The organism is Pseudomonas sp. MWU12-2020 (assembly GCF_023100605.1).
In the GTDB taxonomy this organism is placed as follows: domain Bacteria; phylum Pseudomonadota; class Gammaproteobacteria; order Pseudomonadales; family Pseudomonadaceae; genus Aquipseudomonas; species Aquipseudomonas fluorescens_H.
In genome coordinates, this window is sequence record NZ_JALMEX010000002.1 from 482808 (window position 1) to 509368 (window position 26561).

General features: G+C 60.1%; 30 protein-coding genes and 1 pseudogene. 16 read left to right on the forward strand and 15 right to left on the reverse strand.

Annotated elements, in window-relative coordinates; all coding sequences use genetic code 11:
* Positions 1 to 10: 10 nt before the first annotated feature.
* The 3 genes from M0814_RS06250 to trxB all read right to left on the reverse strand — a co-directional run bounded on the left by M0814_RS06250 (position 11) and on the right by trxB (position 2478).
* Positions 11 to 718 (reverse strand): arginyltransferase, encoded by a 708-nt coding sequence (locus M0814_RS06250; RefSeq protein ID WP_003223840.1) that lies wholly within the window; start codon positions 716 to 718, stop codon positions 11 to 13.
* Between the two features lie 57 nt (positions 719 to 775).
* On the reverse strand, positions 776 to 1456 hold the full coding sequence (gene aat / locus M0814_RS06255) for a leucyl/phenylalanyl-tRNA--protein transferase (protein WP_045122387.1): 681 nt from the start codon (positions 1454 to 1456) through the stop codon (positions 776 to 778).
* 62 nt (positions 1457 to 1518) lie between these two features.
* A complete protein-coding gene (gene trxB, locus M0814_RS06260; protein ID WP_103486102.1) occupies positions 1519 to 2478 on the reverse strand; it encodes a thioredoxin-disulfide reductase in 960 nt (319 codons plus the stop codon).
* A 309-nt stretch (positions 2479 to 2787) separates the two neighbouring features.
* On the opposite strand from trxB, the gene M0814_RS06265 reads away from it, so the two are divergent.
* From M0814_RS06265 to cysG, 6 genes are all read left to right on the forward strand, one after another.
* Entirely contained in the window at positions 2788 to 5196 is a 2409-nt protein-coding gene (locus M0814_RS06265) for a DNA translocase FtsK (protein ID WP_103486101.1), read from the forward strand.
* A 78-nt stretch (positions 5197 to 5274) separates the two neighbouring features.
* Entirely contained in the window at positions 5275 to 5895 is a 621-nt protein-coding gene (gene lolA, locus M0814_RS06270) for an outer membrane lipoprotein chaperone LolA (RefSeq protein ID WP_103486100.1), read from the forward strand.
* 172 nt (positions 5896 to 6067) lie between these two features.
* Complete coding sequence (locus tag M0814_RS06275) at positions 6068 to 7390, forward strand: replication-associated recombination protein A (protein ID WP_003223849.1); 1323 nt, start codon at positions 6068 to 6070, stop codon at positions 7388 to 7390.
* Positions 7390 to 7764, forward strand: a complete 375-nt coding sequence (gene crcB, locus M0814_RS06280) for a fluoride efflux transporter CrcB (protein ID WP_003223851.1) — start codon at positions 7390 to 7392, stop codon at positions 7762 to 7764. The genes M0814_RS06275 and crcB overlap by 1 nt, the downstream gene beginning before the upstream one ends.
* Before the next feature lie 15 nt (positions 7765 to 7779).
* Positions 7780 to 9060, forward strand: a complete 1281-nt coding sequence (gene serS, locus M0814_RS06285; RefSeq protein ID WP_103486099.1) for a serine--tRNA ligase — start codon at positions 7780 to 7782, stop codon at positions 9058 to 9060.
* A complete protein-coding gene (gene cysG, locus M0814_RS06290; RefSeq protein WP_103486098.1) occupies positions 9061 to 10455 on the forward strand; it encodes a siroheme synthase CysG in 1395 nt (464 codons plus the stop codon).
* Positions 10456 to 10572: 117 nt separating this feature from the next.
* Here the strand turns inward: cysG and M0814_RS06295 are convergent, their stop codons facing one another.
* The 8 genes from M0814_RS06295 to M0814_RS06330 all read right to left on the reverse strand — a co-directional run bounded on the left by M0814_RS06295 (position 10573) and on the right by M0814_RS06330 (position 15278).
* Entirely contained in the window at positions 10573 to 11574 is a 1002-nt protein-coding gene (locus M0814_RS06295) for a glutathione S-transferase family protein (protein WP_103486097.1), read from the reverse strand.
* 91 nt (positions 11575 to 11665) lie between these two features.
* Positions 11666 to 12667: a glycosyl transferase family protein gene (locus M0814_RS06300; protein WP_103486096.1), complete on the reverse strand. Its 1002-nt coding sequence runs from the start codon at positions 12665 to 12667 to the stop codon at positions 11666 to 11668.
* The gene (locus tag M0814_RS06305) at positions 12664 to 12999 is read right to left on the reverse strand and encodes a TusE/DsrC/DsvC family sulfur relay protein (protein WP_003223861.1); all 336 of its coding nucleotides are present in this window, start codon (positions 12997 to 12999) and stop codon (positions 12664 to 12666) included. The genes M0814_RS06300 and M0814_RS06305 overlap by 4 nt, the downstream gene beginning before the upstream one ends.
* Entirely contained in the window at positions 12996 to 13289 is a 294-nt protein-coding gene (gene tusB / locus M0814_RS06310; RefSeq protein WP_103486095.1) for a sulfurtransferase complex subunit TusB, read from the reverse strand. Before tusB ends, M0814_RS06305 begins: the two co-directional genes overlap by 4 nt.
* Positions 13289 to 13645, reverse strand: a complete 357-nt coding sequence (tusC, locus tag M0814_RS06315; protein WP_103486094.1) for a sulfurtransferase complex subunit TusC — start codon at positions 13643 to 13645, stop codon at positions 13289 to 13291. The genes tusB and tusC overlap by 1 nt, the downstream gene beginning before the upstream one ends.
* Position 13646: 1 nt before the next feature.
* Positions 13647 to 14039 (reverse strand): sulfurtransferase complex subunit TusD, encoded by a 393-nt coding sequence (gene tusD / locus M0814_RS06320; protein WP_003223865.1) that lies wholly within the window; start codon positions 14037 to 14039, stop codon positions 13647 to 13649.
* A 179-nt stretch (positions 14040 to 14218) separates the two neighbouring features.
* Entirely contained in the window at positions 14219 to 14923 is a 705-nt protein-coding gene (locus M0814_RS06325) for a YoaK family protein (protein ID WP_027614683.1), read from the reverse strand.
* Positions 14924 to 14948: 25 nt separating this feature from the next.
* Positions 14949 to 15278 carry a DUF6388 family protein gene (locus M0814_RS06330; RefSeq protein ID WP_103486104.1) on the reverse strand — a complete coding sequence of 110 codons (330 nt, stop codon included), beginning with the start codon at positions 15276 to 15278 and terminating at the stop codon, positions 14949 to 14951.
* Positions 15279 to 15412: 134 nt separating this feature from the next.
* Here M0814_RS06330 and M0814_RS06335 point away from each other — a divergent pair, with 134 nt between their 5' ends.
* Positions 15413 to 15763 (forward strand): hypothetical protein, encoded by a 351-nt coding sequence (locus tag M0814_RS06335; RefSeq protein WP_103486093.1) that lies wholly within the window; start codon positions 15413 to 15415, stop codon positions 15761 to 15763.
* Positions 15764 to 15865: 102 nt separating this feature from the next.
* Here the strand turns inward: M0814_RS06335 and M0814_RS06340 are convergent, their stop codons facing one another.
* Positions 15866 to 16291, reverse strand: a complete 426-nt coding sequence (locus tag M0814_RS06340) for a GNAT family N-acetyltransferase (protein ID WP_003223869.1) — start codon at positions 16289 to 16291, stop codon at positions 15866 to 15868.
* Between the two features lie 149 nt (positions 16292 to 16440).
* On the opposite strand from M0814_RS06340, the gene M0814_RS06345 reads away from it, so the two are divergent.
* The 4 genes and pseudogenes from M0814_RS06345 to M0814_RS06360 all read left to right on the forward strand — a co-directional run bounded on the left by M0814_RS06345 (position 16441) and on the right by M0814_RS06360 (position 19522).
* Positions 16441 to 16878, forward strand: a complete 438-nt coding sequence (locus tag M0814_RS06345; protein ID WP_003223870.1) for a hemerythrin domain-containing protein — start codon at positions 16441 to 16443, stop codon at positions 16876 to 16878.
* A 222-nt stretch (positions 16879 to 17100) separates the two neighbouring features.
* On the forward strand, positions 17101 to 17736 hold the full coding sequence (locus M0814_RS06350) for a lytic polysaccharide monooxygenase auxiliary activity family 9 protein (protein WP_003223871.1): 636 nt from the start codon (positions 17101 to 17103) through the stop codon (positions 17734 to 17736).
* Positions 17737 to 17776: 40 nt separating this feature from the next.
* Positions 17777 to 18778 (forward strand): annotated as a pseudogene (locus tag M0814_RS06355) (chitinase); the annotation flags it as partial.
* Positions 18779 to 18931: 153 nt separating this feature from the next.
* On the forward strand, positions 18932 to 19522 hold the full coding sequence (locus M0814_RS06360) for an NUDIX domain-containing protein (RefSeq protein ID WP_103486091.1): 591 nt from the start codon (positions 18932 to 18934) through the stop codon (positions 19520 to 19522).
* A 127-nt stretch (positions 19523 to 19649) separates the two neighbouring features.
* Here the strand turns inward: M0814_RS06360 and M0814_RS06365 are convergent, their stop codons facing one another.
* Complete coding sequence (locus M0814_RS06365) at positions 19650 to 20165, reverse strand: methylated-DNA--[protein]-cysteine S-methyltransferase (protein ID WP_103486090.1); 516 nt, start codon at positions 20163 to 20165, stop codon at positions 19650 to 19652.
* Between the two features lie 150 nt (positions 20166 to 20315).
* Between M0814_RS06365 and ggt the strand changes: the two genes are divergently transcribed.
* The 3 genes from ggt to M0814_RS06380 all read left to right on the forward strand — a co-directional run bounded on the left by ggt (position 20316) and on the right by M0814_RS06380 (position 23898).
* On the forward strand, positions 20316 to 22043 hold the full coding sequence (gene ggt, locus M0814_RS06370) for a gamma-glutamyltransferase (protein WP_103486089.1): 1728 nt from the start codon (positions 20316 to 20318) through the stop codon (positions 22041 to 22043).
* 66 nt (positions 22044 to 22109) lie between these two features.
* The gene (locus tag M0814_RS06375) at positions 22110 to 22643 is read left to right on the forward strand and encodes a cysteine hydrolase family protein (RefSeq protein ID WP_103486088.1); all 534 of its coding nucleotides are present in this window, start codon (positions 22110 to 22112) and stop codon (positions 22641 to 22643) included.
* 235 nt (positions 22644 to 22878) lie between these two features.
* Positions 22879 to 23898 carry a lysozyme inhibitor LprI family protein gene (locus M0814_RS06380; RefSeq protein WP_103486087.1) on the forward strand — a complete coding sequence of 340 codons (1020 nt, stop codon included), beginning with the start codon at positions 22879 to 22881 and terminating at the stop codon, positions 23896 to 23898.
* Between the two features lie 60 nt (positions 23899 to 23958).
* On the opposite strand, the gene M0814_RS06385 is transcribed toward M0814_RS06380, so the two are convergent.
* Positions 23959 to 24600 carry a TetR/AcrR family transcriptional regulator gene (locus tag M0814_RS06385; RefSeq protein ID WP_103486086.1) on the reverse strand — a complete coding sequence of 214 codons (642 nt, stop codon included), beginning with the start codon at positions 24598 to 24600 and terminating at the stop codon, positions 23959 to 23961.
* 142 nt (positions 24601 to 24742) lie between these two features.
* Between M0814_RS06385 and M0814_RS06390 the strand changes: the two genes are divergently transcribed.
* A complete protein-coding gene (locus M0814_RS06390; protein ID WP_103486085.1) occupies positions 24743 to 25201 on the forward strand; it encodes a GNAT family N-acetyltransferase in 459 nt (152 codons plus the stop codon).
* Between the two features lie 128 nt (positions 25202 to 25329).
* Entirely contained in the window at positions 25330 to 25965 is a 636-nt protein-coding gene (locus tag M0814_RS06395; RefSeq protein ID WP_003223880.1) for a hypothetical protein, read from the forward strand.
* Between the two features lie 41 nt (positions 25966 to 26006).
* On the opposite strand, the gene M0814_RS06400 is transcribed toward M0814_RS06395, so the two are convergent.
* Positions 26007 to 26552, reverse strand: a complete 546-nt coding sequence (locus tag M0814_RS06400; protein WP_003223882.1) for a hypothetical protein — start codon at positions 26550 to 26552, stop codon at positions 26007 to 26009.
* Positions 26553 to 26561: the final 9 nt, after the last annotated feature.

The window sequence follows — 26561 nt, forward strand, 5'->3', positions numbered from 1 at the left end:
CGGCTTGCGATTAGTTCAGGATCACCCAGCGCTGATTAATCAGCAATTCGATGGGGCGATATTGGGTCTTGTAGTTCATCTTTTTGCAGTTCTTGATCCAATAACCGAGATACACCGCCTCCAGCCCCAGGCGCTGACTTTCAGCGATTTGCCACAGGATTGCGAAACGCCCCAGGCTGCGGCGCTCTTCGTCAGGCTCGTAAAACGTATAGACCGCCGACAAACCGTTGGGCAGCAAGTCGGTGACGGCGACGGCGAGTAACCGTCCGTCGAGACGAAATTCGTAGAAGCGCGAAAAGGGCAGGTCACGTACCAGAAAGGTCGAAAACTGGTCGCGGCTCGGCGGGTACATGTCGCCATCGGCATGTCGCTGCTCGATATAGCGCTGGTAAAGATCGAAATATTCTTCGCTGAAGTGCGGTTTTACCGGGCGCACCTGCAAGTCGGCATTGCGTTTGAAAATGCGTTTCTGCTGGCGGTTGGGGCTGAACTGCGACACCGGGATGCGCGCAGGCACGCACGCATTGCAATTCTGGCAATGAGGTCGATACAGATGATCGCCGCTGCGACGAAAACCCATTTCCGACAGGTCTGCGTAGACATGCACATCCATGGGCTGACTAGGGTCGAGGAACAGCGTCGTCGCCTGCTCCTCGGGCAGATAACTGCAGGAATGAGGCTGAGTGGCATAGAACTTCAAGCGCGCCAACTCGGTCATGATCAACCCTCGGGATAAGCTGGTGAATTAAGTGTAAGCCACGCGCGCAAAAGTCGCTCAGCAAACCCAGGTGGCACGACTGGGTTGATCCAGGTGGCGAGCCAGATAGTCGGCGAATTCGCGACGGGGGATCGCCCGCGCGCCAAGGCTGTGCAGATGATCGGTCGGCATCTGGCAGTCAATCAGGACGAATCCGGCTTCTTTCAGGTGCTGCACCAGCGTTGCAAAGCCAAATTTGGAGGCATTGTCGGCGCGACTGAACATCGATTCGCCGAAAAACAGCTGACCCATCGCCAGGCCATACAGGCCGCCGACCAGTTGGCCCTGATCCCAGACCTCGACCGAATGGGCGAAGCCGCGGCGGTGCAGTTCGAGGTAGGCGTCCTGCATGGCTTCGGTGATCCAGGTACCGTCGGCGTAGTCCCGTGGTGCAGCGCAGGCGCGAATGACGGCTGCGAAATCCTGATCGAAGGTCACCTGATAGCGTTGCTGGCGCAGCAGTTTGCCGAGGCTGCGCGAGACGTGCAGTTCGTCGGGAAACAGAACGGTGCGCGGATCCGGAGACCACCAGAGAATCGGCTGGCCTTCGGAGAACCACGGAAAACAGCCATGCCGGTAAGCCTGCACCAGGCGATCGGCGGACAGATCACCACCGGCAGCCAGCAATCCATTGGGATCGCGCATGGCCTTTTCCAGAGGTGGGAAAGTCAGGGAATTGCGTTGTAACCAAGTCAGCATGGCGTCCAGGCTTGCAGAAGGGGAGGGCGGTGCGGGCATCAGGCCCGCGATAAAGTGTGCCGTTAAATGACAGGAATGTCGTCCAGATACTTCTCCGCGTCCAGTGCCGCCATGCAGCCGGCACCGGCCGAGGTCACGGCCTGGCGATAAACGTGGTCGGCCACGTCGCCGGCAGCGAAGACGCCGGGGATCTCGGTGGCGGTGGCGTCACCGTCATTGCCGCCCCTGACCAACAGATAGCCGTCGCGCATCGGCAACTGGCCCTGGAACAGGTCGGTGTTGGGTTTGTGGCCGATGGCAATGAACACGCCGGCCAGCGGCAACTCACGGGTTTCGCCTGTGTGGCTGTCACGCAGGCGTGCACCGGTCACGCCGCTGGCGTCGCCCAGCACTTCATCCAGATTCTGGTCCCAGTGCAGGCGAACGTTGCCGTTGGCGGCTTTTTCGAACAGTTTGTCCTGAAGGATTTTCTCCGAGCGCAATTTGTCGCGACGGTGGATCAAGTGCACCTCTTTGGCGATGTTCGACAGGTACAGCGCTTCCTCGACGGCGGTGTTGCCGCCGCCCACCACCGCGACTACCTGATTGCGGTAGAAGAAGCCGTCACAGGTCGCGCAGGCCGACACCCCTTTGCCGGCAAAGGCTTCTTCCGAGGGTAGTCCCAGATACTGCGCCGAAGCGCCGGTGGCAATGATCAGCGCGTCGCAGGTGTAGGTGCCGCTGTCGCCGATGAGTTCGAACGGGCGCTGCTGCAACTTGGCGGTGTGGATGTGGTCGTAAACGATCTCTGTGGCAAAGCGCTCGGCGTGTTTCTGCATGCGCTCCATCAGTACCGGGCCGGTCAGGCCTTCGACGTCGCCGGGCCAGTTGTCGACCTCGACGGTGGTGGTGAGTTGGCCACCGGCCTGCAGGCCGGTAATCACCACGGGTTTGAGGTTGGCGCGGGCGGCGTATACGGCGGCGCTGTAACCGGCAGGGCCGGAGCCAAGAATGATCAGGCGTGAATGCTTCGCTGCGTTCATCAAATACACCTCATAAGCCTTTGTCACAAAAGACAATGCATGCTCAAATTGAACCGCAGGGTTTGTGGGATTGGCTATGCTCAGCTAAGGGTTTTGAAGCATGGCATCAGCCGCACAAACCCGTACAATGCCGGACTGTTACAGAATATTCGCCGTGCGCAGTGTTTATAGCTGTGTTTATAAAAGCAGCGGCACAGTGTTAAAAGTAGTCTCAGTTGCGCCGGTTCACTTTTTTACCTGCCTGGATTGGGCAGTTTTTTATCGTCATTCAATAGATGGACGCGCCCCGGGCGCAGGAAAAGAAGCGTTTTGAAGAAATCCACCGCAGCACCAAAAACAGTCGTTCCGCTCTGGCGCCAGCAATTGCACTACCGGCTCAAGGAAGGTGCATTGATCGCCATCGGTGCCTTGTGCCTGTTCCTGATGATGGCCTTGCTGACTTACGGCAAGGACGATCCGGGCTGGAGCCACAACAGCAAGATCGACGACGTGCAGAACTTCGGCGGCCCGGCCGGTTCCTACAGCGCCGACATCCTGTTCATGGTGCTGGGTTACTTCGCGTACATCTTCCCGTTGCTGCTGGCGGTCAAGGCGTATCAGATCTTCCGTCAACGTCACGAGCCGTGGCAGTGGAGCGGCTGGCTGTTCTCCTGGCGCCTGATCGGTCTGGTGTTCCTGGTGCTGTCGGGCGCCGCGCTGGCGCATATTCATTTCCATGCGGCCACCGGGCTGCCGGCGGGTGCGGGCGGGGCGCTGGGGGAAAGTCTCGGTGATCTGGCGCGTAACGCGCTGAATATCCAGGGCAGCACGCTGCTGTTCATTGCGCTGTTCCTGTTCGGCCTGACCGTATTCACTGACCTGTCGTGGTTCAAGGTGATGGACGTCACCGGCAAGATCACCCTCGACCTGTTCGAACTGTTCCAGGGCGCGATCAACCGCTGGTGGTCGGCGCGTACCGAGCGTAAGCAACTGGTTGCGCAACTGCGTGAAGTCGATGATCGCGTCCACGACGTGGTGGCGCCGACCGTTACCGACAAGCGTGAACAGGCCAAGGTCAAGGAGCGCCTGATCGAGCGCGAGCAGGCCCTGAGCAAGCACATGTCCGATCGCGAGAAGCAGGTGCCGCCGGTCATCGCCCCGGCTCCGGTCAAGGCGCCCGAGCCTAGCAAGCGCGTGCAGAAAGAGAAGCAGGCGCCGTTGTTCGTCGACAGTGCCGTCGAAGGCACCTTGCCGCCGATCTCGATTCTCGATCCTGCGGAAAAGAAACAACTCAATTATTCGCCGGAATCCCTGGCTGCGGTCGGCCACTTGCTGGAGATCAAGCTCAAGGAGTTCGGCGTCGAGGTCACCGTGGACTCGATCCATCCGGGCCCGGTGATTACCCGTTACGAAATTCAGCCTGCCGCCGGCGTCAAAGTCAGCCGTATCGCCAACCTGGCCAAAGACCTTGCACGTTCGCTGGCCGTGACCAGTGTGCGGGTGGTCGAGGTGATTCCGGGCAAGACCACGGTCGGTATCGAGATTCCCAACGAAGACCGGCAGATCGTGCGTTTCTCCGAAGTGCTGTCGACCCCCGAGTACGACAACTTCAAATCGCCGGTCACCCTCGCTCTGGGCCACGACATTGGCGGCAAACCGGTCATCACCGACCTGGCGAAGATGCCGCACCTGCTGGTCGCCGGTACGACCGGTTCCGGTAAGTCGGTGGGTGTGAACGCGATGATCCTGTCGATCCTGTTCAAGTCTGGCCCGGAAGACGCCAAGCTGATCATGATCGACCCGAAAATGCTCGAGCTGTCGATCTACGAAGGCATTCCGCACCTGCTGTGCCCAGTGGTCACCGACATGAAGGACGCCGCCAACGCCCTGCGCTGGAGCGTTGCCGAGATGGAGCGCCGCTACAAGCTGATGGCGAAGATGGGCGTGCGTAACCTGTCCGGCTTCAACGCCAAGGTCAAGGAAGCGCAGGACGCCGGCGAGCCGTTGAGCGATCCGCTGTACAAGCGCGAAAGCATCCACGACGAAGCGCCGCTGCTGCAGAAGCTGCCGACCATCGTCGTGGTCGTCGACGAATTCGCCGACATGATGATGATCGTCGGCAAGAAGGTTGAAGAACTGATCGCCCGTATCGCGCAGAAGGCGCGTGCCGCCGGTATTCACTTGATCCTCGCGACCCAGCGTCCTTCGGTGGACGTGATCACCGGTCTGATCAAGGCCAACATTCCGACGCGGATGGCGTTCCAGGTGTCGAGCAAGATCGACTCGCGGACCATCATCGACCAGGGCGGTGCCGAGCAACTGCTCGGTCACGGTGACATGCTCTACATGCCGCCGGGCACCAGCCTGCCGATCCGGGTTCACGGCGCGTTCGTTTCCGACGATGAAGTACACCGCGTGGTGGAAGCCTGGAAACTGCGTGGCGCACCGGAATACAACGATGACATCCTCAACGGTGTCGAAGAGGCGGGCAGCGGTTTTGAAGGCAGCAGCGGTGGCGGCGACGGTGATGATCCGGAGACCGACGCGCTGTATGACGAAGCCGTGCAGTTCGTGCTGGAAAGCCGCCGGGCGTCGATTTCCGCGGTACAGCGCAAGCTGAAGATCGGTTACAACCGCGCTGCGCGCATGATCGAAGCCATGGAAATGGCCGGCGTGGTGACTTCGATGAACACCAACGGTTCGCGTGAAGTGCTGGCCCCGGGGCCGATGCGCGACTGATTCGGCCGCTCCGATTTGCAACAAAGGATGGCGCAATGACGCGCCGTCCCCTCCCCACAAGTATTCAAGAGGACTCCCATGCGTCTTATCCGCATGCTGTTGCCAGTACTGGCGCTGACCACTTTCACGGCCCACGCCGATGACAAGGACGTGGCGCGTCTGACCCAATTGCTGGAAACATCGAAAACCCTGACCGCAAATTTTTCCCAGCTGACCCTCGACGGCAGTGGCACGCAGTTGCAGGAAACTCGCGGTGATATGGTTCTGCAGCGTCCGGGCCTGTTCTACTGGCACACCGAAGCGCCAAACGAGCAGACCATGGTCTCCGATGGCAAGAAAGTCACCCTGTGGGACCCGGACCTGGAACAGGCCACCATCAAGAAGCTCGACGAGCGTCTGACCCAGACCCCGGCGCTGCTGCTGTCCGGTGATGTGTCGAAGATCAGCCAGAGCTTTGAGATCAGCGCGAAAGAGGCGGGCGGCGTGATCGACTTCACCCTCAAGCCGAAGACCAAGGACACCCTGTTCGACAGCCTGCGCCTGTCGTTTCGCAACGGTCTGGTCAATGACATGCAACTGATCGACAGCGTCGGCCAGCGCACCAACATCCTGTTCACCGCGGTCAAGGCCAACGAACCTGTCTCGGCGTCGAAGTTCAAGTTCGACGTCCCGAAGGGTGCTGACGTTATCCAGGAATAAACCCTCAGCCCTGTAGTTCTGTGAAGGGGCTTTTGTGGCGAGGGGATTCATCACCGATGGGCTGCGAGCAGCCCCAAAAAAGGTGACTGCTGCGCAGTCAGTCGGGGATGAATCCCCTCACCACAGGGTTCCCGACAGACTTTAAGACAATCAGAGGTTTCAACGCTACGTGATGGATCTGTTTCGCAGTGCACCGATTGCCCAGCCACTGGCCGCGCGTTTGCGCGCGACCAACCTGGATGAGTACGTCGGTCAGGAGCACGTGCTCGCTCGCGGCAAGCCTCTGCGGGAGGCGCTGGAGCAGGGTGCCCTGCATTCGATGATCTTCTGGGGGCCGCCGGGCGTGGGCAAGACCACCCTCGCGCGATTGCTTGCGGAAGTCTCAGATGCGCACTTCGAAACGGTCTCGGCGGTACTCGCTGGGGTCAAGGAGATCCGCCAGGCGGTGGAAATCGCCAAGCAGCAGGCCGGCCAGTATGGCAAGCGCACGATTCTGTTCGTCGATGAAGTGCACCGTTTCAACAAGTCGCAGCAGGATGCGTTCCTGCCGTATGTTGAGGACGGCACGCTGATTTTCATCGGCGCCACCACCGAAAACCCTTCGTTTGAATTGAACAACGCGCTGTTGTCGCGGGCCCGTGTCTATGTGCTGAAAAGCCTCGACGAAACGGCGCTGCGCAAACTGGTACATCGCGCGCTCACCGAAGAGCGCGGGCTGGGCAAACGCAACCTGACCCTCAGCGATGAAGGCTTCCAGATGCTGCTGTCGGCCGCCGATGGCGATGGCCGGCGCCTGCTCAATCTGCTGGAGAACGCCTCGGATCTGGCCGAAGACAACAGCGAGATGGGCACCGAGTTGCTGCAAAGCCTGCTCGGCGACACCCGGCGACGCTTCGACAAGGGCGGCGAAGCGTTCTACGACCAGATCTCGGCGCTGCACAAATCGGTACGCGGTTCCAACCCCGATGGCGCGCTGTACTGGTTCGCGCGAATGATCGACGGCGGCTGTGACCCGTTGTACCTGGCGCGGCGTGTGGTGCGCATGGCCAGCGAAGACATCGGCAACGCCGACCCGCGTGCCCTGAGCCTGTGCCTGGCGGCGTGGGAGGTGCAGGAGCGCCTCGGCAGTCCGGAAGGCGAGTTGGCGGTGGCCCAGGCCATCACCTATCTGGCCTGCGCGCCGAAAAGCAATGCGGTGTACATGGGCTTCAAGACCGCACTGCGCGCCGCTGCCGAGTACGGTTCGCTGGAAGTGCCGCTGCACTTGCGCAATGCCCCAACCAAGCTGATGAAGCAGTTGGGCTATGGCGACGAATATCGCTACGCCCACGACGAGCCGGACGCTTATGCCGCCGGCGAAGATTATTTCCCGGAAGAGCTCGAACCGATTCCGTTCTACCAACCGGTGCCCCGTGGCCTGGAATTGAAGATCGGCGAGAAGCTCAACCACCTCGCTCAACTCGACCGTTTAAGCCCAAGACAGCGGAGAAAATAGTGCTTCCATTGATCGTTGCGGTCTCCGTCGGCGGAATTGCCGGCACCCTGTTGCGCTTCGCCACCGGCAATTGGGTCAACGCCAATTGGCCGCGGCACTTCTATACCGCGACGCTGGCCGTTAATATCGTGGGCTGTCTGCTGATTGGCGTGTTGTACGGCCTGTTTCTGATACGCCCGGAGGTGCCGATCGAGGTGCGTGCCGGGTTGATCGTCGGCTTCCTCGGAGGGCTGACGACTTTTTCATCCTTTTCACTGGATACGGTGCGTCTGCTGGAAAGCGGGCAAGTGCCGCTGGCCCTGGGCTATGCGGCAATCAGCGTATTCGGCGGGCTGCTCGCGACATGGGCCGGCCTGTCCCTGACCAAACTTTGATAACGAGAAACCGACATGCTCGATTCCAAACTGTTACGTAGCAACCTTCAGGACGTAGCGGACCGCCTGGCTTCCCGTGGCTTTGCCCTGGATACCGCGCGCATCGAAGCGCTGGAAGAACAGCGCAAGACCGTCCAGACCCGCACCGAAGCACTGCAGGCTGAGCGTAACGCGCGTTCCAAATCCATCGGTCAGGCCAAGCAGCGCGGCGAAGACATCGCGCCGCTGATGGCGGACGTCGAGCGCATGGCGGGCGAGCTGAGTGCCGGTAAAGTCGAGTTGGACGCGATCCAGACCGAGCTGGACTCGATCCTGCTGGGTATTCCCAACCTGCCGCACGAATCGGTACCGGTCGGCAAAGACGAAGACGACAACTTCGAAGTGCGCCGCTGGGGCACCCCGACGCAGTTCGATTTCGAAGTCAAAGACCACGTCGCCCTCGGTGAGAAGTTCGGCTGGCTGGACTTTGAAACCGCGGCCAAGCTGTCCGGCGCGCGTTTCGCCCTGCTGCGCGGCCCGATCGCCCGTCTGCACCGCGCCCTGGCGCAGTTCATGATCAACCTGCACGTCAACGAGCATGGCTACGAAGAGGCCTACACGCCTTATCTGGTTCAGGCTCCGGCGCTGCAAGGCACCGGTCAACTGCCGAAGTTCGAGGAAGACCTGTTCAAGATCGCTCGCGAAGGCGAAGCCGATCTGTACCTGATTCCGACCGCCGAAGTGTCGCTGACCAACATTGTGGCCGGCGAAATCGTCGACTCGAAACTGTTGCCGATCAAGTTCGTCGCCCACACCCCGTGCTTCCGCAGCGAAGCCGGTGCGTCGGGTCGTGACACTCGCGGGATGATCCGTCAGCACCAGTTCGACAAAGTTGAAATGGTGCAGATCGTCGAGCCGTCGACGTCGATGGAAGCGCTGGAAGGCCTGACCGCCAACGCCGAAAAAGTCCTGCAGCTGCTGGGTCTGCCTTACCGCACCCTGGCGCTGTGCACCGGCGACATGGGCTTCAGCGCCGTCAAGACCTACGACCTCGAAGTGTGGATTCCGAGCCAGGACAAGTACCGCGAAATCTCGTCGTGCTCCAACTGCGGCGACTTCCAGGCCCGCCGCATGCAGGCGCGTTTCCGCAACCCGGAAACCGGCAAGCCTGAGCTGGTACACACCTTGAACGGTTCCGGCCTCGCAGTCGGTCGTACCCTGGTGGCGGTGCTGGAAAACTACCAGCAGGCCGACGGTTCGATCCGTGTGCCGGACGTACTGAAGCCGTACATGGGTGGCCTTGAGGTCATCGGCTAAATGAAATATCTGCCGCTGTTTCACAACCTGCGCGGCAGTCGTGTGTTGGTGGTCGGTGGGGGGGAAATTGCCTTGCGCAAATCCCGCCTGTTGGCCGATGCCGGTGCGCTGCTGCGGGTGGTCGCACCTGAAATCGAAGCGCAACTGCGCGAACTGGTCAGCGCCAGCGGTGGCGAATGTCTGCTGCGTGGTTACGTGGAGGCGGATCTGGACGGTTGCGGGCTGATCATTGCCGCCACCGACGATGAAACGCTGAATGCCCAGGTCTCCAGCGATGCCCATCGGCGTTGCGTGCCGGTCAATGTGGTCGACGCGCCGCAGCTGTGCAGCGTGATCTTCCCGGCGATCGTCGATCGCTCGCCGCTGATTATTGCGGTGTCCAGCGGCGGCGATGCGCCGGTGCTGGCGCGGCTGATTCGCGCCAAGATCGAAACCTGGATTCCCTCAACCTATGGCCAATTGGCCGGACTGGCCGCACGTTTCCGTAATCAGGTGAAAAACCTGTTTCCGGATGTGCAGCAACGTCGTGGTTTCTGGGAAGACGTGTTTCAAGGGCCGATTGCCGATCGGCAACTGGCCGGGCAGGGCAGCGAGGCCGAACGTCTGTTGCAGGCCAAGATCGATGGCGAAGCGACCGTCACCACCGGTGAGGTGTATCTGGTGGGGGCAGGGCCGGGTGATCCGGATCTGCTGACCTTCCGCGCCTTGCGCCTGATGCAGCAAGCCGACGTGGTGCTGTACGACCGTTTGGTCGCTCCGGCGATTCTTGAACTGTGCCGTCGCGATGCCGAGCGCGTCTATGTCGGCAAGCGTCGCTCTGATCACGCGGTGCCACAGGATCAGATCAACCAGCAACTGGTCGATCTGGCCAAGGCCGGTAAACGCGTGGTGCGCTTGAAGGGCGGTGATCCGTTCATCTTTGGTCGCGGCGGTGAAGAAATCGAAGAGCTGGCGGCCCACGGCATTCCATTCCAGGTGGTGCCGGGGATCACGGCGGCCAGCGGTTGCGCGGCGTATGCCGGGATTCCGCTGACCCATCGCGATTACGCGCAGTCGGTGCGCTTCGTCACCGGGCACCTGAAGGACGGTTCCACCGATCTGCCTTGGGCCGACCTCGTCGCCCCGGCGCAGACGCTGGTGTTCTATATGGGCCTGGTGGGCTTGCCGGTGATCTGCGAGCAACTGATCAAGCATGGTCGTTCGGCAGACACTCCGGCGGCGTTGATCCAGCAGGGCACTACGGTCAATCAGCGGGTCTTTACTGGCACGCTGGCCGATCTGCCACGCCTGGTGGCGGAGCATGAAGTGCATGCGCCGACGCTGGTGATCGTCGGTGAAGTGGTGCAGTTGCGCGAGAAACTGGCGTGGTTTGAGGGGGCTCAGGCGCAAGTCTGAAAACCGAGTTGCCCTCATTCGCGAGCAAGCCCGCTCCCACATTGGATCTGTGTCATGCACAAATCACCTGTGGGAGCGGGCTTGCTCGCGAAGAGGCCCTCAAAAACACCGAATCAATTAACCCCGCCGCCAAACTCCTTTCCCGCTCAGCCGCTCCCGATCATGAGCGATGGTGAAATCCTGCGCCGGCCCCTTCGGCACAATCCCCGTCGGATTAATGGTCTTGTGGCTACCGTAGTAGTGATTTTTGATGTGCTGAAAATCCACCGTCTCGCCAACTCCCGGCCACTGATACAGCTCACGCAGCCAGTTCGACAGGTTCGGATAATCAGCAATCCGCCGCAGATTGCACTTGAAGTGTCCGTGGTACACCGCATCGAAGCGAATCATCGTGGTGAACAGTCGCACATCGGCCTCGGTCAGGTATTCACCCGTCAGATAGCGATTGGCGCCCAGCACCCGTTCCAAGTGATCCAGCTCGGCAAACACCTCATCGAACGCCTCTTCATAAGCCTGTTGCGAGGTGGCGAAACCGGCGCGATACACGCCATTGTTCACCGCCGGATAAATCCGTTCGTTCAGTGCATCGATCTCGCCGCGTAACGGCGCCGGGTAGAAGTCCAGCTCGTTACCGGTCAGGTCATCGAAGGCGCTGTTGAACATGCGGATGATTTCCGCCGATTCATTGCTGACGATGCGCTTGAGTTTTTTGTCCCACAGCACCGGCACGGTGACGCGGCCGGTGTAGTCGGGCGTGTCGGCGGTGTAGCGCTGGTGCATGAAATCGAAGTGATCGAGCTTGTCGCCAGTCGAGCCGTGGGCCTTGTCGAAGGTCCAGCCGTTTTCCAGCATCAGCCAACTGACCACGGAGACGTCGATCAGATTTTCCAGGCCTTTGAGCTTGCGCAGGATCAGCGTGCGGTGTGCCCAGGGGCAGGCGAGGGAAACGTAAAGGTGATAGCGCCCGGCTTCGGCGGCGAAACCGCCTTCACCGCTCGGCCCTGGCTGGCCGTCAGTGGTGACCCAGTGACGGCGCTGCGCCTGTTCGCGCTGGAACGCGCCGTCCTTGCTGCTTTCGTACCACTTGTCCTGCCAGTGGCCGTCGACGAGTAAACCCATGATCAAGACTCCTGAATCCAATAAGCGTTGGAGCCGAGTCTATTCCGATGAGTTCGAACAAAAAGCGCAAAGATCGGGCGTCGATGATCGGTTAAATCGATTTGTTACGCGCCGCCCAGTATTGCTCGGCGGTTTCGAACGCTTGCTCGCGACTTTGACCGAGACCGCGCAGGGCCAAGGCCATGGTCGAGATCAGCGCCAACTGCGGATAGCTGTCGACCACCTCGCCGCGCCAAACCGCTTTCAAATGCTCGACATCCAGCGAGGCCGGTTTGACGTGGCGCTGGCTCGACAGTTGCGGCCATTCCTCGTCCCAGCTCTCGCCGCCTGTGGTGCCATAGAGGTGGCTGTCGGCATCCGGGTTGATCTCGATTTCGCCGCCATCGCCCTTGACCACGATCGCCGTGTCGCCGAGCAGACCGCTGGCCTCGCGATGCACCGCTTGATAGCCCGGGTGGAAAATGCTCTGCAGGCCACAACGCGCGCGCAGCGGATTGAGAATCCGTGCCAGCGAATGGATCGGCGAACGCAGGCCCATGGTGTTGCGCAGGTCGATCATCTTCTGCAACTGCGGCGCCCAGTCCATCAGCGGCATGAACGCCAGACCGCCGTTGTCCAGCGCGCTCCCGACCTGCTGCCAGGTGCGGCACAGCGGAATGTTCAACTCGCCAAGCAGTTGTTCGGTGTACAGACGCCCGGCGGTATGCGCGCCGCCGCCGTGCATGAAGATCCGCACGCCGTTTTGCGCCAGGCACTTGGCCGACAACAGGTACCACGGCAGATGGCGTTTCTTGCCGGCATAGGTCGGCCAGTCCAGATCGACGTTCAGCGTTGGTGCTGACAGGCGCTCGCGGAGGGCTTCGGTGAAACCGGCCATTTCCTCGGCGCTTTCTTCCTTGTGCCGCAGCAGCATCAGAAAGGCGCCGAGTTGGGTGTCTTCGACTTTGTCGTCGAGCACCATGCCCATGGCTTCCCGTGCTTCCTCGCGAGTCAGGTCGCGGGCACCGCGTTTGCCCTTGCCGAGGATCCGCACGAATGGTGCGAATGGGTGTTCGGCGGGCGTTTCGAGGGTCAGCGCTGGAAAGTCGGTCATAAGCAATTCGTCGGTTTGGGCAGGCCCGCCAGTTTCGCGGCGAGTTTGGCAGGGGTGCCTTTGAACAATCGGTTCAGGTGCAGGCTGTTGCCTTTGTCCGGGCCGAGTTTGAGTGCGGTGTACTTGATCAGCGGGCGGGTGGCCGGCGACAGCTGGAATTCTGCGTAGAAGCTGCGCAGCAGTTCGAGGACTTCCCAGTGTTCCGCGGTCAGTTCGATGTCTTCAGCGGCGGCGAGAGCGCTGGCGACGTCATGGGACCAGTCGTCGAGGTCGACCAGAAAGCCGTCCTTGTCCAGTTCGATGGCGCGGGCGCCGACAGTCATGGAGTTCATAGCCAGCTGTTGACCTTGTCGTGGTGGATCGACAGTTCGACGAAGGCCGGGTAATCGATGGCTTCGGCCCAGTCGGGAACAACGATGGCACGGGCCTGCAGGTCTTCGGCGAGGGCGAACAGCTTGACCCGGCGCTCGTTCAGCGTGTTGAACGGCGCGGTGCCCGGTTGCAGGGCGTAGACCGCGTCACCGGATAACAGCAAGGCGTCGGCAGCGCCGATCACGCGCAGGCAACTGCTCAGGCGATCATCGCCAAACGGGGAATGAGACAACACATGCAAAGTCGACATCAGAGGGTGATCACCTGGTCGTAGCGGTCAATGAGGGCGGTGATTTCGCTGGCATCGAGCGGCTGCGCTTCGTCCAGCGACAGACTGCTCAGGCCACGATGGCTGGCGCTGTCGGCGCAGTAGAACAGTTCTTCAACGCCGAACATCGGCAGCGCCTGCAGGTTGGCGCTGAGGTCTTTCTGTTTCAGGGCCTTGGCGTTCTGTCCAGCGGCCAGTTGCAGCACGCCGTCGTCGAGAAACAGCAGGCCGATCGGCAGATCGAACGCGCCGCCGGCCAGCACGATGTCCAGCGCTTCGCGGGCGCCGGGGCCGGACCACGGCGACTGGCGGCTGATGATCAACAGCGATTTGGCCATCTCACGCGCCTCCGAAACAGATCAGTCGATCGGCGTCCTGCACCGCATCGTGCAACTGGCCGAGGCCGGACAATTCCCACGGCGCGCTGACCGCGACCGCATCACGCTGGTAGCGTTTGGCTTCTTCGTCATTCAGCACGCCGCGGCGCAGGGCGGCGGCGATGCACACCACACCGTCCAGTTGCTGCTCGCTGATGAACGCGCGCCATTGTTTGGGCAGGTCCAGTTCGTCCTGCGGGGTGACCACCGCGTCCGAGGCGTTGTAGACGCCGTCCTGATAGAAAAACAGCCGGACAATCTCATGCCCGCCGGCCAGCGCAGACTGCGCAAACAGCAGGGCACGGCGCGAGGAGGGCGCATGGGCGGCGGAAAACAGCGCGATGGCGAACTTCATTACGGACTCGATCAGCAAAACTGCGGCCATGATAAAGCTTTATCGAGGCAGCCGCGAAACCAAGTGAAGCACATGCCCTCTGTGGGAGCGGGCTTGCTCGCGAAGGCGTTGGGTCATTCAAAACATCTTTGACTGATGCACCGCTTTCGCGAGCAAGCCCGCTCCTACAGGATCGTATTTCAGCGGGGCATATAGCCCAGTTGCCAACGCCGCGGAATGCTCAGGGACAGCACGCCCAGTACAGCAGCCAGCAAGCCGCTGGCGAACAATGCCCGAAGCCCGAAATGATGTTCCAGCACCGCGCCGAGAATCGCGCCGATGAACATCCCGCTCCATGGCACCAGTTGCACCCGCCAGCCGTTACGGCGTTCGCCGAGCATCCAGCGCCCCAGTCCACGGCCGAACCGTGACAACGCTCCGGTCACGTAGGTCAGACCCACCGGCAGACCGTTCACTTCCTCGACCGCCGCGTTGAGCATGCCCATCGCGATGATCGCCGCCAGCAGCGCCGGCAGTTGCGTGTCATACGGCCAGGCAGCCGCCAGGCAGAGCAAGGTGGCGATGCACAGCAACAAGGGCAATGTGCGCCGACCACCGAGGCGCCCGATCACGATCCCCAAGGCATTACCGATCACGAAGGTGACGACGAGGATGATCAGGCGCAGCGTCAGTCCGAGGTCGCCGTCACTGATCGCCACCGCCAGGCGCGTGGTATTGCCGCTCATGAACGAAACGAAATCGCCGCTGGCCATGAAGCCGATCGCGTCGGTCATGCCCGCCAGCACCGACAGACTGGCCACCAGTGCCAGACCGATGCGGCCACGCCACTTCTGCCGGTGCAGATGTCCGGACGTGGCGCGGTGAGTCGAGGTCGAAGGCAGCATCGGCGGCGATATCCTTGAGCGGTGGTTACGGTTCTAACCCATACAGGTCGCAATAATCCGGCCAGCTCATGTTTGCCATTTCCGCCACCTCGCGGTGCACCTCCATGCGCTGGGCCTGATAGTCCTCGGGCGTTGCCGCCGTCAGGAGCAAGGTCAGTTCCCAGGCGAACAGGCCTTGATGCTCCGCCTCGGCCTCGAAGGCTTCGTGCAGGCGTTCTTCACGATACTGCGCCGGGGTTTCGCCCTTGGCCTGGGCCAGCAGCGGATTGAGATGATCGAGGGTTTCGCGCAGGTCGGGGCGCGCGTCGAGAAACAGTTTCAGGGCTTGTTCATGTCGCTGGTCGGTGGGCGCCATGTGTGTTCCTTGTGAGGCTGATGACCCTAGGGTGCCGGAGCGGCCGATGCGTGTCGCGCTATAAATGCAGTAAAGCAGAACGATTTTGCCTGTTGCGGTGATACAGTCCGCTTTTTTCTGAATGAGCGAATGCAATGCGAATTCTGATGGTAGCGCTGGCCGCGACCGTGCTGGCTGGCTGCGCGGGTTCGGTGATGGATGATTCTCGCACCAAAGCCCCTTACAAGGTTCTGACCTCGGACAAGCCCGAGCAAGTCGTGGCCCAGTGCGTGCAATTCGCCTGGCAGGACGAGGCGGTGTTTGGCGTGGATGCGGGGGCCTATCTGCAACCGGGCAAGAAGGGCGGCTCGACGGTGTATACGCGTTCGGCGGAGTCGTTTGTCGACGTGACCAGCGATGCGTCGGGGACCGTGCTCAATTATTACGTGCAGAAGGATGATTTTGTCGCCAAGCGCCGGTTGGCGGGGTTGGCGACCTGTCTTTGATCTTGCGTTGAGGCGGCTGCCGCCATCGCGAGCAGGCTCACTCCCACTTTTGAAATGCATTCCATTGTGGGAGCGAGCCTGCTCGCGAAGGGCCCTTGAGGTTCAACCCTTCAAGCGCTTCTGGAAATAATGCCGACTATGCCCCGGCGGGTAGTCGACGATCTCGCCAAACTGGCTGAATCCCAGCTTCTTGTAAAACTCCGGCGCCTGAAAATCGAAGGTGTCCAGCCAGATGCCCAAGCAGTTCTTCTCTCGGGCCAGATTTTCCGCCATGGCCATCAGTTCCGAGCCGATGCGTTGTCCGCGGCCTTGTTCCGGGACGCACAGCAACTCAATGTACATCCAGGTAAAAATCACCCGGCCATACAAACCGCCGAGAATCGCGTCGTGTTCATCGCGCACCAGCAGGGCGAAGGGTTCTGACACGGAACCACCGGTCTGGGCGTCGTTATACGCAATCAAAGGCTCGAGAATGGCCTTGCGTTGTTCTTCCGTGGGGTTCTGCGACAGCTCGATTCGTAACGTCATGCGCAACTTCCTTGTGAAGTGAATCCGCAGCCTATCCTGCCGGGGGGGCGTCCTCCAAGTCCTTCCTCAAGCCTTTGGAACCGTCGCTGAGACGTCGGGGTCTAGGTTTTACAGCGTCATTTCCGAACGCGACTGATGAGGATTACCCCATGAATATTTTTGAAGCCCTTCGCGAAAGCCATGACCGCCAGCGCAGCTACGCCAAAGCCCTGGTCGAAACCAGCGGTGATACTCCGGAGCGGGTTGAGGCCTACAAACAGCTCAAGGCTGAACTGCAGGCCCATGAAACCGCCGAAGAACGCCACTTCTACATCCCGCTGATGGAATTCGACAACGGTGTCGACCTCAGTCGCCATGCCATTTCCGAGCACCATGAAATGGACGAGATGATGGAAGAGCTGGACGAGACCGAGATGTCCAGTCCGGCGTGGCTGGCGACCGCCAAGAAGCTCTCGGACAAGGTTCATCACCATCTCAAGGAAGAGGAACAGAAGTTCTTCCAGATGGCAGGCAAGTTGCTTGACGACAAGCAAAAAGAACAGCTCGCCGGGCAGTACGAAAAGGAATACCAGGCACAACTGGAGTGAGTGGTGAATGCAGGTTTTTGCTGTGTCGGCGTGTAGGCCTTTAGCCATGCGTCAGGTGGGTGTTGTCGCAATTGACTGGATATCCATCCAGTATTTTCGGTGTTTTCAATGCGGGCGGTCGATTGCCTGCGACAAAACCGCCGATGGACAAAAAAACCACCTCCGTTAGCTTGAAGGCCTCTCCTCGGACAGGAGAGTTCTTAAATCAACGGAGTGAAAAACATGAATCAACCACAAGCTCAAACCCAACTGCGACACGGTCGCGTCACCTCTCCAGCCAGCCGCGGTGCGGTAGCCATCGAGCAAGGATTGCTCGGTGCCTGGCAGGTCAACGAAATGGAAGGCGGCAAGAACTTCCCGGCGCTCGTGGCAGGGCCTTTTCCTGCTCCCTATGGCAGCGACAGTGACAGCGTCACACCGCCCGCCGATGGTTACATTCTCAGCGGCGGCAAGACCGATGCCCGTGACTGCGTAAACTTCACCGACGAGGAAATGAGCAAGAAGCTCAACCGTCCGTTCAACTGGCCGCTGCTCAGCGTTACCCCGGGCCAGACACTGGAAGTGAAGTGGGAATACACCGCGCCGCACACCACCCGTGGCTATCGCTGGATGATCACCAAGGATGGCTGGGATCCGAAACAGCGGATTTCCCGTGCACAGCTCGAGGCGCAGCCTTTCGCCGAAGACTTCTACACTCAAGTGCCGTATTACAGCTATCCGGGGGAATTGAAGGCCAAGGTCAATCATTCGGTGAAATTGCCGGCCAATAAAAAAGGTCGTCACGTCATCGTGTTGATGTGGATCGTCGCCAACACCGGCAACGCGTTCTATCAGGCGTTCGACGTCGACTTCAAATAACGGCGTTACGCTCAACCCACAGGTTCTGAAGGATTAGAACATGTCAAATATCGACTTCACGCTAGTGCAAAACCAGGCGGCCGACGCGGCCTCGCTGATGCCGAGCATCGCCGGCAAAAAAATACTCATGGGCTTCTGGCACAACTGGCCGGCGGGTCCGAGTGACGGCTATCGCCAGGGCCGATTCGCCGAGATCGCTCTGGAAGCCGTGCCCAAGGAGTACAACGTGGTCGCGGTGGCGTTCATGAAGGGCAGCGGAATTCCGACTTTCAAGCCGTACAACGTCTCCGATGCCGAGTTCCGGCGTCAGGTCGGCGTACTCAACAGCCAGGGGCGGGCGGTGCTGCTGTCCCTGGGGGGTGCCGATGCACACATCGAGTTGCGCAGCGGGCAGGAACAACCGCTGGCCAATGAAATCATCCGTCTGGTGGAAACCTACGGCTTCGATGGGTTGGACATCGATCTTGAACAGAGCGCGATTGATTTCGCTGCCAACAAGACCGTGCTGCCAGCCGCGCTGAAACTGGTCAAGGATCACTACGCAGGCCAGGGCAAACACTTCATCATCAGCATGGCCCCGGAGTTTCCGTACCTGACCACCAACGGCAAATACGTTGGTTACCTGCAGGCACTCGAAGGCTATTACGACTTCATCGCCCCGCAGTTCTACAACCAGGGCGGCGACGGGGTCTGGGTGCCGGAAGCCAATAACGGCAATGGCGCGTGGATCGCGCAGAACAACGATGCGCTGAAAGAGGACTTCCTTTATTACCTGACCGAAAGTCTGGTGACCGGGACCCGCGGTTTCACAAAAATCCCGGCGGACAAATTCGTCATCGGCCTGCCGGCCAACGTCGATGCGGCCGCCACCGGTTATGTGATCGACAGCACCGCAGTGGGCAATGCGCTCAAGCGTCTGGCGATCAAAGGACTGCCGATCAAAGGGCTGATGACCTGGTCGGTGAACTGGGATAACGGTGTCAGCAAGGATCGCGTGCCGTATAACTGGGAGTTCAGCCGGCGTTATGGGCCGCTGATTCACGGCGTCCGAACAGCAGTGCAGGAAACGGATGAAGCGTTATCGCGTCTCGCCCGTTAATCGTAAATAAAGAAGCCCGGTAGCGCTGCCGGGCTTTTTTTGTGGGCGCGATTAATCGACTATGGACGTTTTCCGATGGCACAAGGATCTGGCGTCATGATCAAGACAGCCGAGCGGGTCAACATTGTCGACACCGAGGTGTTGTCCCACGACTGGTACCTGTTGCAGAAAATCACCTTTGACTATCTGCGCAATAACGGCGACTGGCAGCGGCAGACGCGCGAGGTTTACGACCGTGGCAATGGTGCCGCGATCCTGTTGTTCAACCGCGCACAGCGTACCGTGGTGCTGACCCGCCAATTCCGTTTGCCGGTGTTCGTCAACGGCCACGACGGCTTGTTGATCGAAGTGGCAGCGGGGTTGCTGGAAGGTGCTGCGCCGGAACAGCGAATTCGCGATGAGGCCGAAGAGGAAACCGGCTACCGTGTGCATGACGTGAAGAAGGTATTCGAGGCTTACATGAGCCCTGGCTCGGTGACCGAAAAGCTGCACTTCTTTATTGCCGAGTACGACGCGAAGTCGAAGGTCGGCGAGGGTGGCGGACTGGAAGAGGAAACCGAAGAACTGGAAGTGCTCGAGTGGGGTTTCGACGAAGCACTGGCGGCGTTCCAGCGCGGCGAAATCTGCGACGCCAAGACCATCATGCTGTTGCAGTATGCGGCGATGAATAATCTGTTCCACACCTGATTCAGCGCCAATCCATTGTGGCGAGGGAGCTTGCTCCCGCTGGGCTGCGCAGCGGTCCCAGGTTTTTGCCAGTGCTGCGCACCGGAGCGGGAGCAAGCTCCCTCGCCACACAATGGCATTTACAGGGTTAAAACAGGTCGCCTGTTCTACCGACATCAGACCAGGCACCTCCCTCCAGCGTCAGCAATCTTTCCTTGGCCTCAAGCCCACCTGCAAACCCGGTCAATTTCCCCGACGCGCCAATCACCCGATGACACGGCGCCACGATCGAAATCGGATTGCGCCCATTCGCCGCTCCCACCGCACGTACGGCTGTCGGATTACCGATCTGCTCGGCGATCTGGCTGTAGGTGCGGGTTTCGCCAAATGGAATCGTCAGCAGCGCCGCCCAGACCTTTTTCTGAAAATCGGTGCCGACAAAATCCAGTTCCAGGTCGAAGCGATCACGCGTGCCGGCAAAATATTCTTCAAGCTGCTGCGCGGTTCGCTGCAGCAGCGGATTGTCCGGCGCTTCGCTCATCGGACCGAGGCGCACCCGGCCCGGTTTGTCGTTTTCCCAGAGGATGGCCGCCAGTCGTGAGCCGTTCGCAACCAGCTTCAATTCGCCGACCGGTGAGGGCAGGGTGATGAACGTGTAGGGCATGGGCAAAACTCCGGATCGGCGCGGCAACGGCGCCCAGCATACTGCGTGGACGGGGAGGCGCAAATCGCAATAACGACCATACTGCTGGTTGCCTTTAAAGCGTTCCCCTCTGTTCTGCACACCATCCAATAACAAAAAAGAGATCGACTCATGAAGTACGAACCTTTGGCCAAAACGCTGATTGCGACTTCACTGGCACTGAGCTGCCTCATGGCCCACGCCGCCTCCGTGGCACCGGTTGCCGCCGAGAACGGCATGGTGGTCACCGCCCAGCACCTGGCCTCCCATGTCGGCGTCGATGTGTTGAAAAACGGCGGTAACGCGGTGGATGCGGCGGTTGCTGTGGGCTATGCGCTGGCGGTGGTATATCCCGCGGCAGGCAACCTCGGCGGTGGCGGTTTCATGACCATTCAACTGGCGGACGGGCGCAAGACCTTCCTCGACTTCCGCGAAAAAGCCCCACTGGCGGCGACGGCCAACATGTATCTGGACAAGGACGGCAACGTCGTTCCCGACCTGAGCACCCGTGGTCACCTCGCCGTGGCGGTGCCGGGCACCGTGTCGGGCATGGAGCTGGCGCTGAGCAAGTACGGCACTAAACCGCGCAAGGAAATGATCGCCCCGGCAATCAAACTGGCTGAAGACGGTTTCGAGCTGGAGCAGGGCGACGTTGATCTGCTGGACTACGCCACCGATGTGTTCAAAAAGGACATGCGTGATTCCGGGTCGATCTTCCTGCACAACGGCGAGCCGATGCAGGTCGGGCAGAAACTGGTGCAGAAGGATCTGGCGAAAACCCTGCGCACCATTTCCGAAAAAGGTGCTGACGGCTTCTATAAGGGCTGGGTGGCCGACGCCATCGTCACGTCCAGTCAGGCCAACAAGGGCATCATCACCCAGGCCGACCTCGACAAGTACAAGACCCGCGAACTGGCGCCGGTTGAGTGCGATTACCGTGGTTACCATGTGGTCTCGGCGCCACCGCCAAGCTCCGGCGGCGTGGTGATCTGCGAGATCATGAACATTCTTGAAGGCTATCCGATGAAGGATCTGGGCTTCCATTCGGCCCAGGGCATGCACTACCAGATCGAAGCGATGCGCCACGCCTATGTCGATCGCAACAGCTATCTGGGTGACCCGGATTTTGTGAAGAATCCGATCGAGCATCTGCTGGACAAGAACTACGCGACCAAGCTGCGCAACGCGATCCAGCCGCAGAAGGCCGGGATCTCCGCCGAACTGAAACCCGGCATCGCGCCGCATGAAGGCAACAACACCACGCACTATTCGATCGTCGACAAGTGGGGCAACGCGGTGTCGGTGACTTACACCCTCAACGACTGGTTCGGCGCCGGGGTGATGGCGAGCAAGACCGGGGTGATCCTCAACGACGAAATGGATGACTTCACCTCCAAGGTCGGTGTGCCGAACATGTACGGTCTGGTGCAGGGCGAGGCCAACGCCATCGCCCCGGGCAAAACCCCGCTGTCGTCGATGAGCCCGACCATCGTCACCAAGGACGGCAAAGTGGTGATGGTGGTCGGTACGCCGGGTGGCAGCCGCATCATCACCGCGACCTTGCTGACCATGCTCAATGTCATCGACTACGGCATGGCGCTGCAGGAAGCGGTCGACGCGCCGCGCTTCCACCAGCAATGGATGCCCGAGCAGACCAACCTCGAAGACTACGCCGCCAGTCCCGACACGAAGAAAATCCTCGAAAGCTGGGGCCACAAATTTGCCGGCCCACAGGATGCCAACCACATCGCCGCGATCCTGGTCGGTGCGCCGTCGCTGGGCGGTAAACCGGTGGGTAACAACCGTTTCTACGGGGCCAACGATCCACGGCGTAATACCGGGTTGTCACTGGGTTACTGAGTGGCGTAAAAAGGGGGCGGATTCAGGTCCGCCCCTGTTTCGAGGATCGATCAAGGAAGACCCATCATGCCTACTGCATTGCTGATCATCGACGTCCAACAGGCTCTCTGCTCGGGCCAATACCAGTGCTTCGACATCCACCGCGTGATCGACACCATCAACCAGCTCAGCACCCGCGCGCGCAAGGCCGGCGTGCCGGTGGTGCTGATTCAGCATGAAGAAGAGGACAGTCCGCTGGCCCACGGTGCCGAAGGCTGGCAACTGGCCGAAGGCCTGCTGACTGAAGCAAAAGATCTACGCTTACGCAAAACCACCCCGGATTCGTTCTACCAGACCGACCTGGGCAAACTGCTGCCCAGTGAAGACTTCGAGCGCCTGATCATCTGCGGCCTGCAAACCGACTACTGCGTCAACGCCACCGTGCGCAAGGCGCATGAACTGGGCTACGACGTGGTGCTTGCCGCGGACGCCCATTCCACCCTCGACAACGGCAACATGAGCGCCGAAGACATCATCGCTGAACACAACAAGGACTTGGCGCACCTGACCGGTGCCACCGGCCGCATCGATGTCAAACCTGCAGCCGAGATCATTCTCTAAACCAGCGAATACCCCTGTGGGAGCGGGCTTGCTCGCGAAAGCGGTGGGCCTGTGACGCATGTGTGGGCTGATCCGACGCCTTCGCGAGCAAGCCCGCTCCCACATTGATTGATGGTGTTCACAGATTCCGATGTCCAGCACAAATCCCCTGTGGGAGCGGGCTTGCTCGCGAAGACGGCAGCACTGACCACACTTCACTGGCATAATCCCGCGCCCCGAAGAATGGAATCTGTCGATGTTGTCTTTCAAACCCCGCCACGCCTTGCTGCTGACATCCCTGGCATTTTCCATTACCGCGCATGCCACCAGTTTCGATTGCACCGGCGCCATCAGCCCGGCTGAAAAAACCATTTGTTCTGATCCCTACATCTCCAACCTTGATGAAAAACTGAGCTCGCTGTGGCGTGCCACGTTGCCGAAAGTTGCGGATTCGAAAGCCTTGAAGGCCGATCAGCGAGGCTGGCTAAAGCAACGCAATCAATGTGCTGCGGATGTGGCCTGTTTGCGCCGGGAATACCTGATGCGCCTCAAGGCACTGGAATTCATGGCCAAACCCTTCAATTGGGATGCGACCTGGCAACTCATTCCATGGGGCGTATCATCGTCGGTCGAGGTTAAAACCAAGCGTATCGATGCCACTCATATCGCCTTTGATATTTCAGGCGTGGCTGGCGCCAACTCCGGCGATATGGATGGAGTCGCCAACATTGTGGGCAGCGAAGCACACTATGCCCAAGATAACTGTTCGTTGAAGTTCAGCGCATTCAACGGTCTGTTGGACATTGACCAGGATGGTGCAGACCCTACCTGCGGCGGTGGAATGGGGGTTTACTACGGCGGTCGCTACGTGGCATCGGAACAGCCACTGTCGATTGATTACGACTTGCTTAGTCTGGGGGTGGCGCGGACTGAGCAGGAAAACGAGCTATTACACACTCTGCTCAAAGGCGATTATCAGACGTTGTTGCAAAACAGTGGATCGATGGTGACGGCCGATGCTTCCCGCGATGTGCCGGATGCTCAGGTCGATGAGTTCTGGTTGCGTGGGCTGGCCAACACCAATGCAGGCATTCTGATGCGCGCGCCGGACGCTCGGGTATGGCTGGTTTTATTGGTGTTCGATGAGCAGCGTAATTTGCGTGCCCGCTATTACACCAACGCGCCGCAATGGAAAAAACGTATGCCCGAAGCATTGCTTGCCTGGCACAAGCGAATAGAGAACGGTGAGACGTTGCCGCTGGATTTCATGCCCTGATTCTCTGCGGCGAGGTTTTTGGCGAAATGTCGACGGGGCTGACCAACAGCCCCGCTGCATTCAAGTCGCAAACAACCAGCCACGCGCACTCGCGACCGGTTCCGCCACCACCCCCTCCAGCACCATCCGCGTAATCGTCTCCGCCGCCGTCTGATAATCCTCATCCTGCGGCACGGCGCGCCCGGTGATGCAGCCCATTTGCCAGCCAATGTTGGTGTAGGTGCGGGTCGCCGACCAGATGAACAGCATCAGGTGTTCCGGGTCTACCGGGGCCAGCAGGCCGCGTTCGATCCAGCTGCGCAGGCAGTCGACGTTGCGCCGGGCTTCGGCGTGCAGCAGGTCGCGGCACTCGTCTGGCAGTTGGCGACCGCCGAGTAGCAGTTCGCCGCTGAAGACCTTGGCGATGGCCGGGTGTTCGCGAGCGATGCGGATGCGCGCGGCGACGTAGGCGCGCAGGCCGATCATGGGATCGTCGCTTTCGCGCAGCGCTGCCGAGGCTTCCAGCAGCGGTTCGACAAACCCCAACAGGACCTTGGAATAGAGGTTTTCCTTGGTCTGGAAGTAGTAATACAGGTTGGCCTTGGGCACGCCGGCACGGGCGGCGATGTCGCGGGTCTGGGTGGCGTCGAAGCCGTTGGCGGCGAACTCTTCGCTGGCGGCGGCGAGGATCAATTGCTCGTTGCGTACGCGAATGGCGCTCATGGGAACACGGTGTGAATGAATGGCGTGGGCGGATACTGGCAAATTCGGTTTCGCAATATATAAAACTATATAGCGATGAGGCCAGCTAACTCGTTCGAGAGCGCTATGCTGGTTCGATAATCAACAGAACGGGGGAGGGAGCATGGCGATCAAGATACTGCGCGCTACGGCGGCTGATTTGGAGGCGGTGGCAAAACTGTTCGACGCCTATCGCGGTTTCTATCAGCAACCCTCGAACCTGTCGCAATCGCGCGCCTTCATCGCCGAACGCATGGCCGGCAACGAGTCGGCAATTTTCCTCGCGCAGGATGAAAACGCCGAAGCGCTGGGTTTCGTGCAGCTGTATCCGACGTTTTCCTCGATAGATGCCCATCGCACCTGGTTGCTCAGCGATTTGTTCACCGCGCCCGCTGCTCGTGGCCGTGGAGTGGGCAGATTGCTGATGAACACGGCGCGGGACTTTGCGCTGCAAACCGGCGCCAAGGGGCTGGTGCTGGAAACCGCCACCGACAACTTCACTGCACAGGGTTTGTATGAATCGCTAGGTTATGTACGCGATACCGGTTACTACACCTACGTGCTCGATTTGCGGCAGGGCTGAGCGGGGGTTTTTGTGTAAATTTTCCGATTCAGCCTTTCCTCACGCGACCGCTCTCTCTAGAATCCGCCCCGCCTCCGCAATGGAGGCTCATTGCTATCATTTGGCTCGGTTCATATAGGGAAGACAACATGCAATTCGGGAAAATCGTGGCGCTGGGCCTGGTGCTCACGCTCGGTGGTTGTGCCAGTTTCACCAAAGACGAAGTCGCGCCGGTCAAGCTGCCATCGATGGCCAGCTACGCGAATAAACCGAACGTGTATGTGGACTTCGACTTCTATCAGGGCGAGCCGAAAAGCACTTCGGCCGTAGAAGTGCCGCAAGCGCGAGATCAGCTCAAACCAGAGCTGCAAAAGATTCTGACCGATTCGGGTCTGTTCGGCCGTGTCACCCTGGACGAGTTCCAGAAGCAGCCGGGTGACTACAGCCTGCGTCTGAAAATGTACAACCATCCGCCGAATGCCGGTTCAATGGTGCTGGCCTTCATCAGTGGTTTCAGTCTGATGGTGATCCCGGCGTACGGCACCGATCAGTACACCATGAGCCTCGAAGCCGTCGACGGCACAGGCCAGGCCCTGACCACCGCGAGCAACCATGATGCGGTCGGTACCTGGATCGGTATCTGGTTCATTCCGCTGATGGGCAACACTCCGAAGGCGGCGGTCAACGACACTTTCGCCCGTCAGGTCAACGCGCTGCTCAAGCAGATGATCGACAACAACACCCTGAAATACTCGGCGCTCGAGACCCGCACTCCGCGGGCCTGATGCCAAAAAAAAGAGCCGCAATCGCGGCTCTTTTTTTGCCCTTACTTCAGGGCCTGGATGAACTGCGGATCGCTGTACAGTTCCTTCAGCAGATCGCGCAGCATCGGGTTATAGGCGTTGACCGCATTCGGAATCGCGATGAAACCGAAGAAGCTGCTGCTCCACTGGCTGCTGACATTCTTGGTCGCGTCGTAGACCACATTCTGGCCATTGAGCAGGGTGAAGCGTGCCGCGAGTTGGCCTTCGCCCGTGCCCATGCCGGCCGACAGATTGTTCTTCACCACCAGCACTTTCAGCTGACGCTGAGCTTGCGGATCAAGCAGGCCGGCCTTGCGCAGTTCTTCAGTGATCGCGTCCTGGATGTGCGCCGGGATGCTGCCGGACGGCGAGCGCACCGGATTGGCTCGAACTGTCAGCGAACCTTCGCCGGACTCGGCAGTCACCTGCGGATTGCTGACAGCATGCAGGGGCGGAGTCTGCTTGAGCTTTTGAACGTTTTCGAAGCTCGGCTCGTAGCGGGTCATGGTCATGCCACAACCTTGCAGCAGCACTGCCAGCATCGGGATCAACAACAGAGACTTTTTCACGGCGTTTCC

What these genes read in the sequence shown, in the direction of transcription:
- M0814_RS06250 (WP_003223840.1), bottom strand. Translation starts at nt 718, where the DNA reads ATGACCGAGTTGGCGCGCTTGAAGTTCTATGCCACTCAGCCTCATTCC.
- aat (WP_045122387.1), bottom strand. Translation starts at nt 1,456, where the DNA reads ATGCTGACTTGGTTACAACGCAATTCCCTGACTTTCCCACCTCTGGAA.
- trxB (WP_103486102.1), bottom strand. Translation starts at nt 2,478, where the DNA reads ATGAACGCAGCGAAGCATTCACGCCTGATCATTCTTGGCTCCGGCCCT.
- lolA (WP_103486100.1), top strand. Translation starts at nt 5,275, where the DNA reads ATGCGTCTTATCCGCATGCTGTTGCCAGTACTGGCGCTGACCACTTTC.
- M0814_RS06275 (WP_003223849.1), top strand. Translation starts at nt 6,068, where the DNA reads ATGGATCTGTTTCGCAGTGCACCGATTGCCCAGCCACTGGCCGCGCGT.
- serS (WP_103486099.1), top strand. Translation starts at nt 7,780, where the DNA reads ATGCTCGATTCCAAACTGTTACGTAGCAACCTTCAGGACGTAGCGGAC.
- cysG (WP_103486098.1), top strand. Translation starts at nt 9,061, where the DNA reads ATGAAATATCTGCCGCTGTTTCACAACCTGCGCGGCAGTCGTGTGTTG.
- M0814_RS06295 (WP_103486097.1), bottom strand. Translation starts at nt 11,574, where the DNA reads ATGGGTTTACTCGTCGACGGCCACTGGCAGGACAAGTGGTACGAAAGC.
- M0814_RS06300 (WP_103486096.1), bottom strand. Translation starts at nt 12,667, where the DNA reads ATGACCGACTTTCCAGCGCTGACCCTCGAAACGCCCGCCGAACACCCA.
- M0814_RS06305 (WP_003223861.1), bottom strand. Translation starts at nt 12,999, where the DNA reads ATGAACTCCATGACTGTCGGCGCCCGCGCCATCGAACTGGACAAGGAC.
- tusB (WP_103486095.1), bottom strand. Translation starts at nt 13,289, where the DNA reads ATGTCGACTTTGCATGTGTTGTCTCATTCCCCGTTTGGCGATGATCGC.
- tusC (WP_103486094.1), bottom strand. Translation starts at nt 13,645, where the DNA reads ATGGCCAAATCGCTGTTGATCATCAGCCGCCAGTCGCCGTGGTCCGGC.
- tusD (WP_003223865.1), bottom strand. Translation starts at nt 14,039, where the DNA reads ATGAAGTTCGCCATCGCGCTGTTTTCCGCCGCCCATGCGCCCTCCTCG.
- M0814_RS06325 (WP_027614683.1), bottom strand. Translation starts at nt 14,923, where the DNA reads ATGCTGCCTTCGACCTCGACTCACCGCGCCACGTCCGGACATCTGCAC.
- M0814_RS06330 (WP_103486104.1), bottom strand. Translation starts at nt 15,278, where the DNA reads ATGGCGCCCACCGACCAGCGACATGAACAAGCCCTGAAACTGTTTCTC.
- M0814_RS06335 (WP_103486093.1), top strand. Translation starts at nt 15,413, where the DNA reads ATGCGAATTCTGATGGTAGCGCTGGCCGCGACCGTGCTGGCTGGCTGC.
- M0814_RS06340 (WP_003223869.1), bottom strand. Translation starts at nt 16,291, where the DNA reads ATGACGTTACGAATCGAGCTGTCGCAGAACCCCACGGAAGAACAACGC.
- M0814_RS06345 (WP_003223870.1), top strand. Translation starts at nt 16,441, where the DNA reads ATGAATATTTTTGAAGCCCTTCGCGAAAGCCATGACCGCCAGCGCAGC.
- M0814_RS06350 (WP_003223871.1), top strand. Translation starts at nt 17,101, where the DNA reads ATGAATCAACCACAAGCTCAAACCCAACTGCGACACGGTCGCGTCACC.
- M0814_RS06360 (WP_103486091.1), top strand. Translation starts at nt 18,932, where the DNA reads ATGATCAAGACAGCCGAGCGGGTCAACATTGTCGACACCGAGGTGTTG.
- M0814_RS06365 (WP_103486090.1), bottom strand. Translation starts at nt 20,165, where the DNA reads ATGCCCTACACGTTCATCACCCTGCCCTCACCGGTCGGCGAATTGAAG.
- ggt (WP_103486089.1), top strand. Translation starts at nt 20,316, where the DNA reads ATGAAGTACGAACCTTTGGCCAAAACGCTGATTGCGACTTCACTGGCA.
- M0814_RS06375 (WP_103486088.1), top strand. Translation starts at nt 22,110, where the DNA reads ATGCCTACTGCATTGCTGATCATCGACGTCCAACAGGCTCTCTGCTCG.
- M0814_RS06380 (WP_103486087.1), top strand. Translation starts at nt 22,879, where the DNA reads ATGTTGTCTTTCAAACCCCGCCACGCCTTGCTGCTGACATCCCTGGCA.
- M0814_RS06385 (WP_103486086.1), bottom strand. Translation starts at nt 24,600, where the DNA reads ATGAGCGCCATTCGCGTACGCAACGAGCAATTGATCCTCGCCGCCGCC.
- M0814_RS06390 (WP_103486085.1), top strand. Translation starts at nt 24,743, where the DNA reads ATGGCGATCAAGATACTGCGCGCTACGGCGGCTGATTTGGAGGCGGTG.
- M0814_RS06395 (WP_003223880.1), top strand. Translation starts at nt 25,330, where the DNA reads ATGCAATTCGGGAAAATCGTGGCGCTGGGCCTGGTGCTCACGCTCGGT.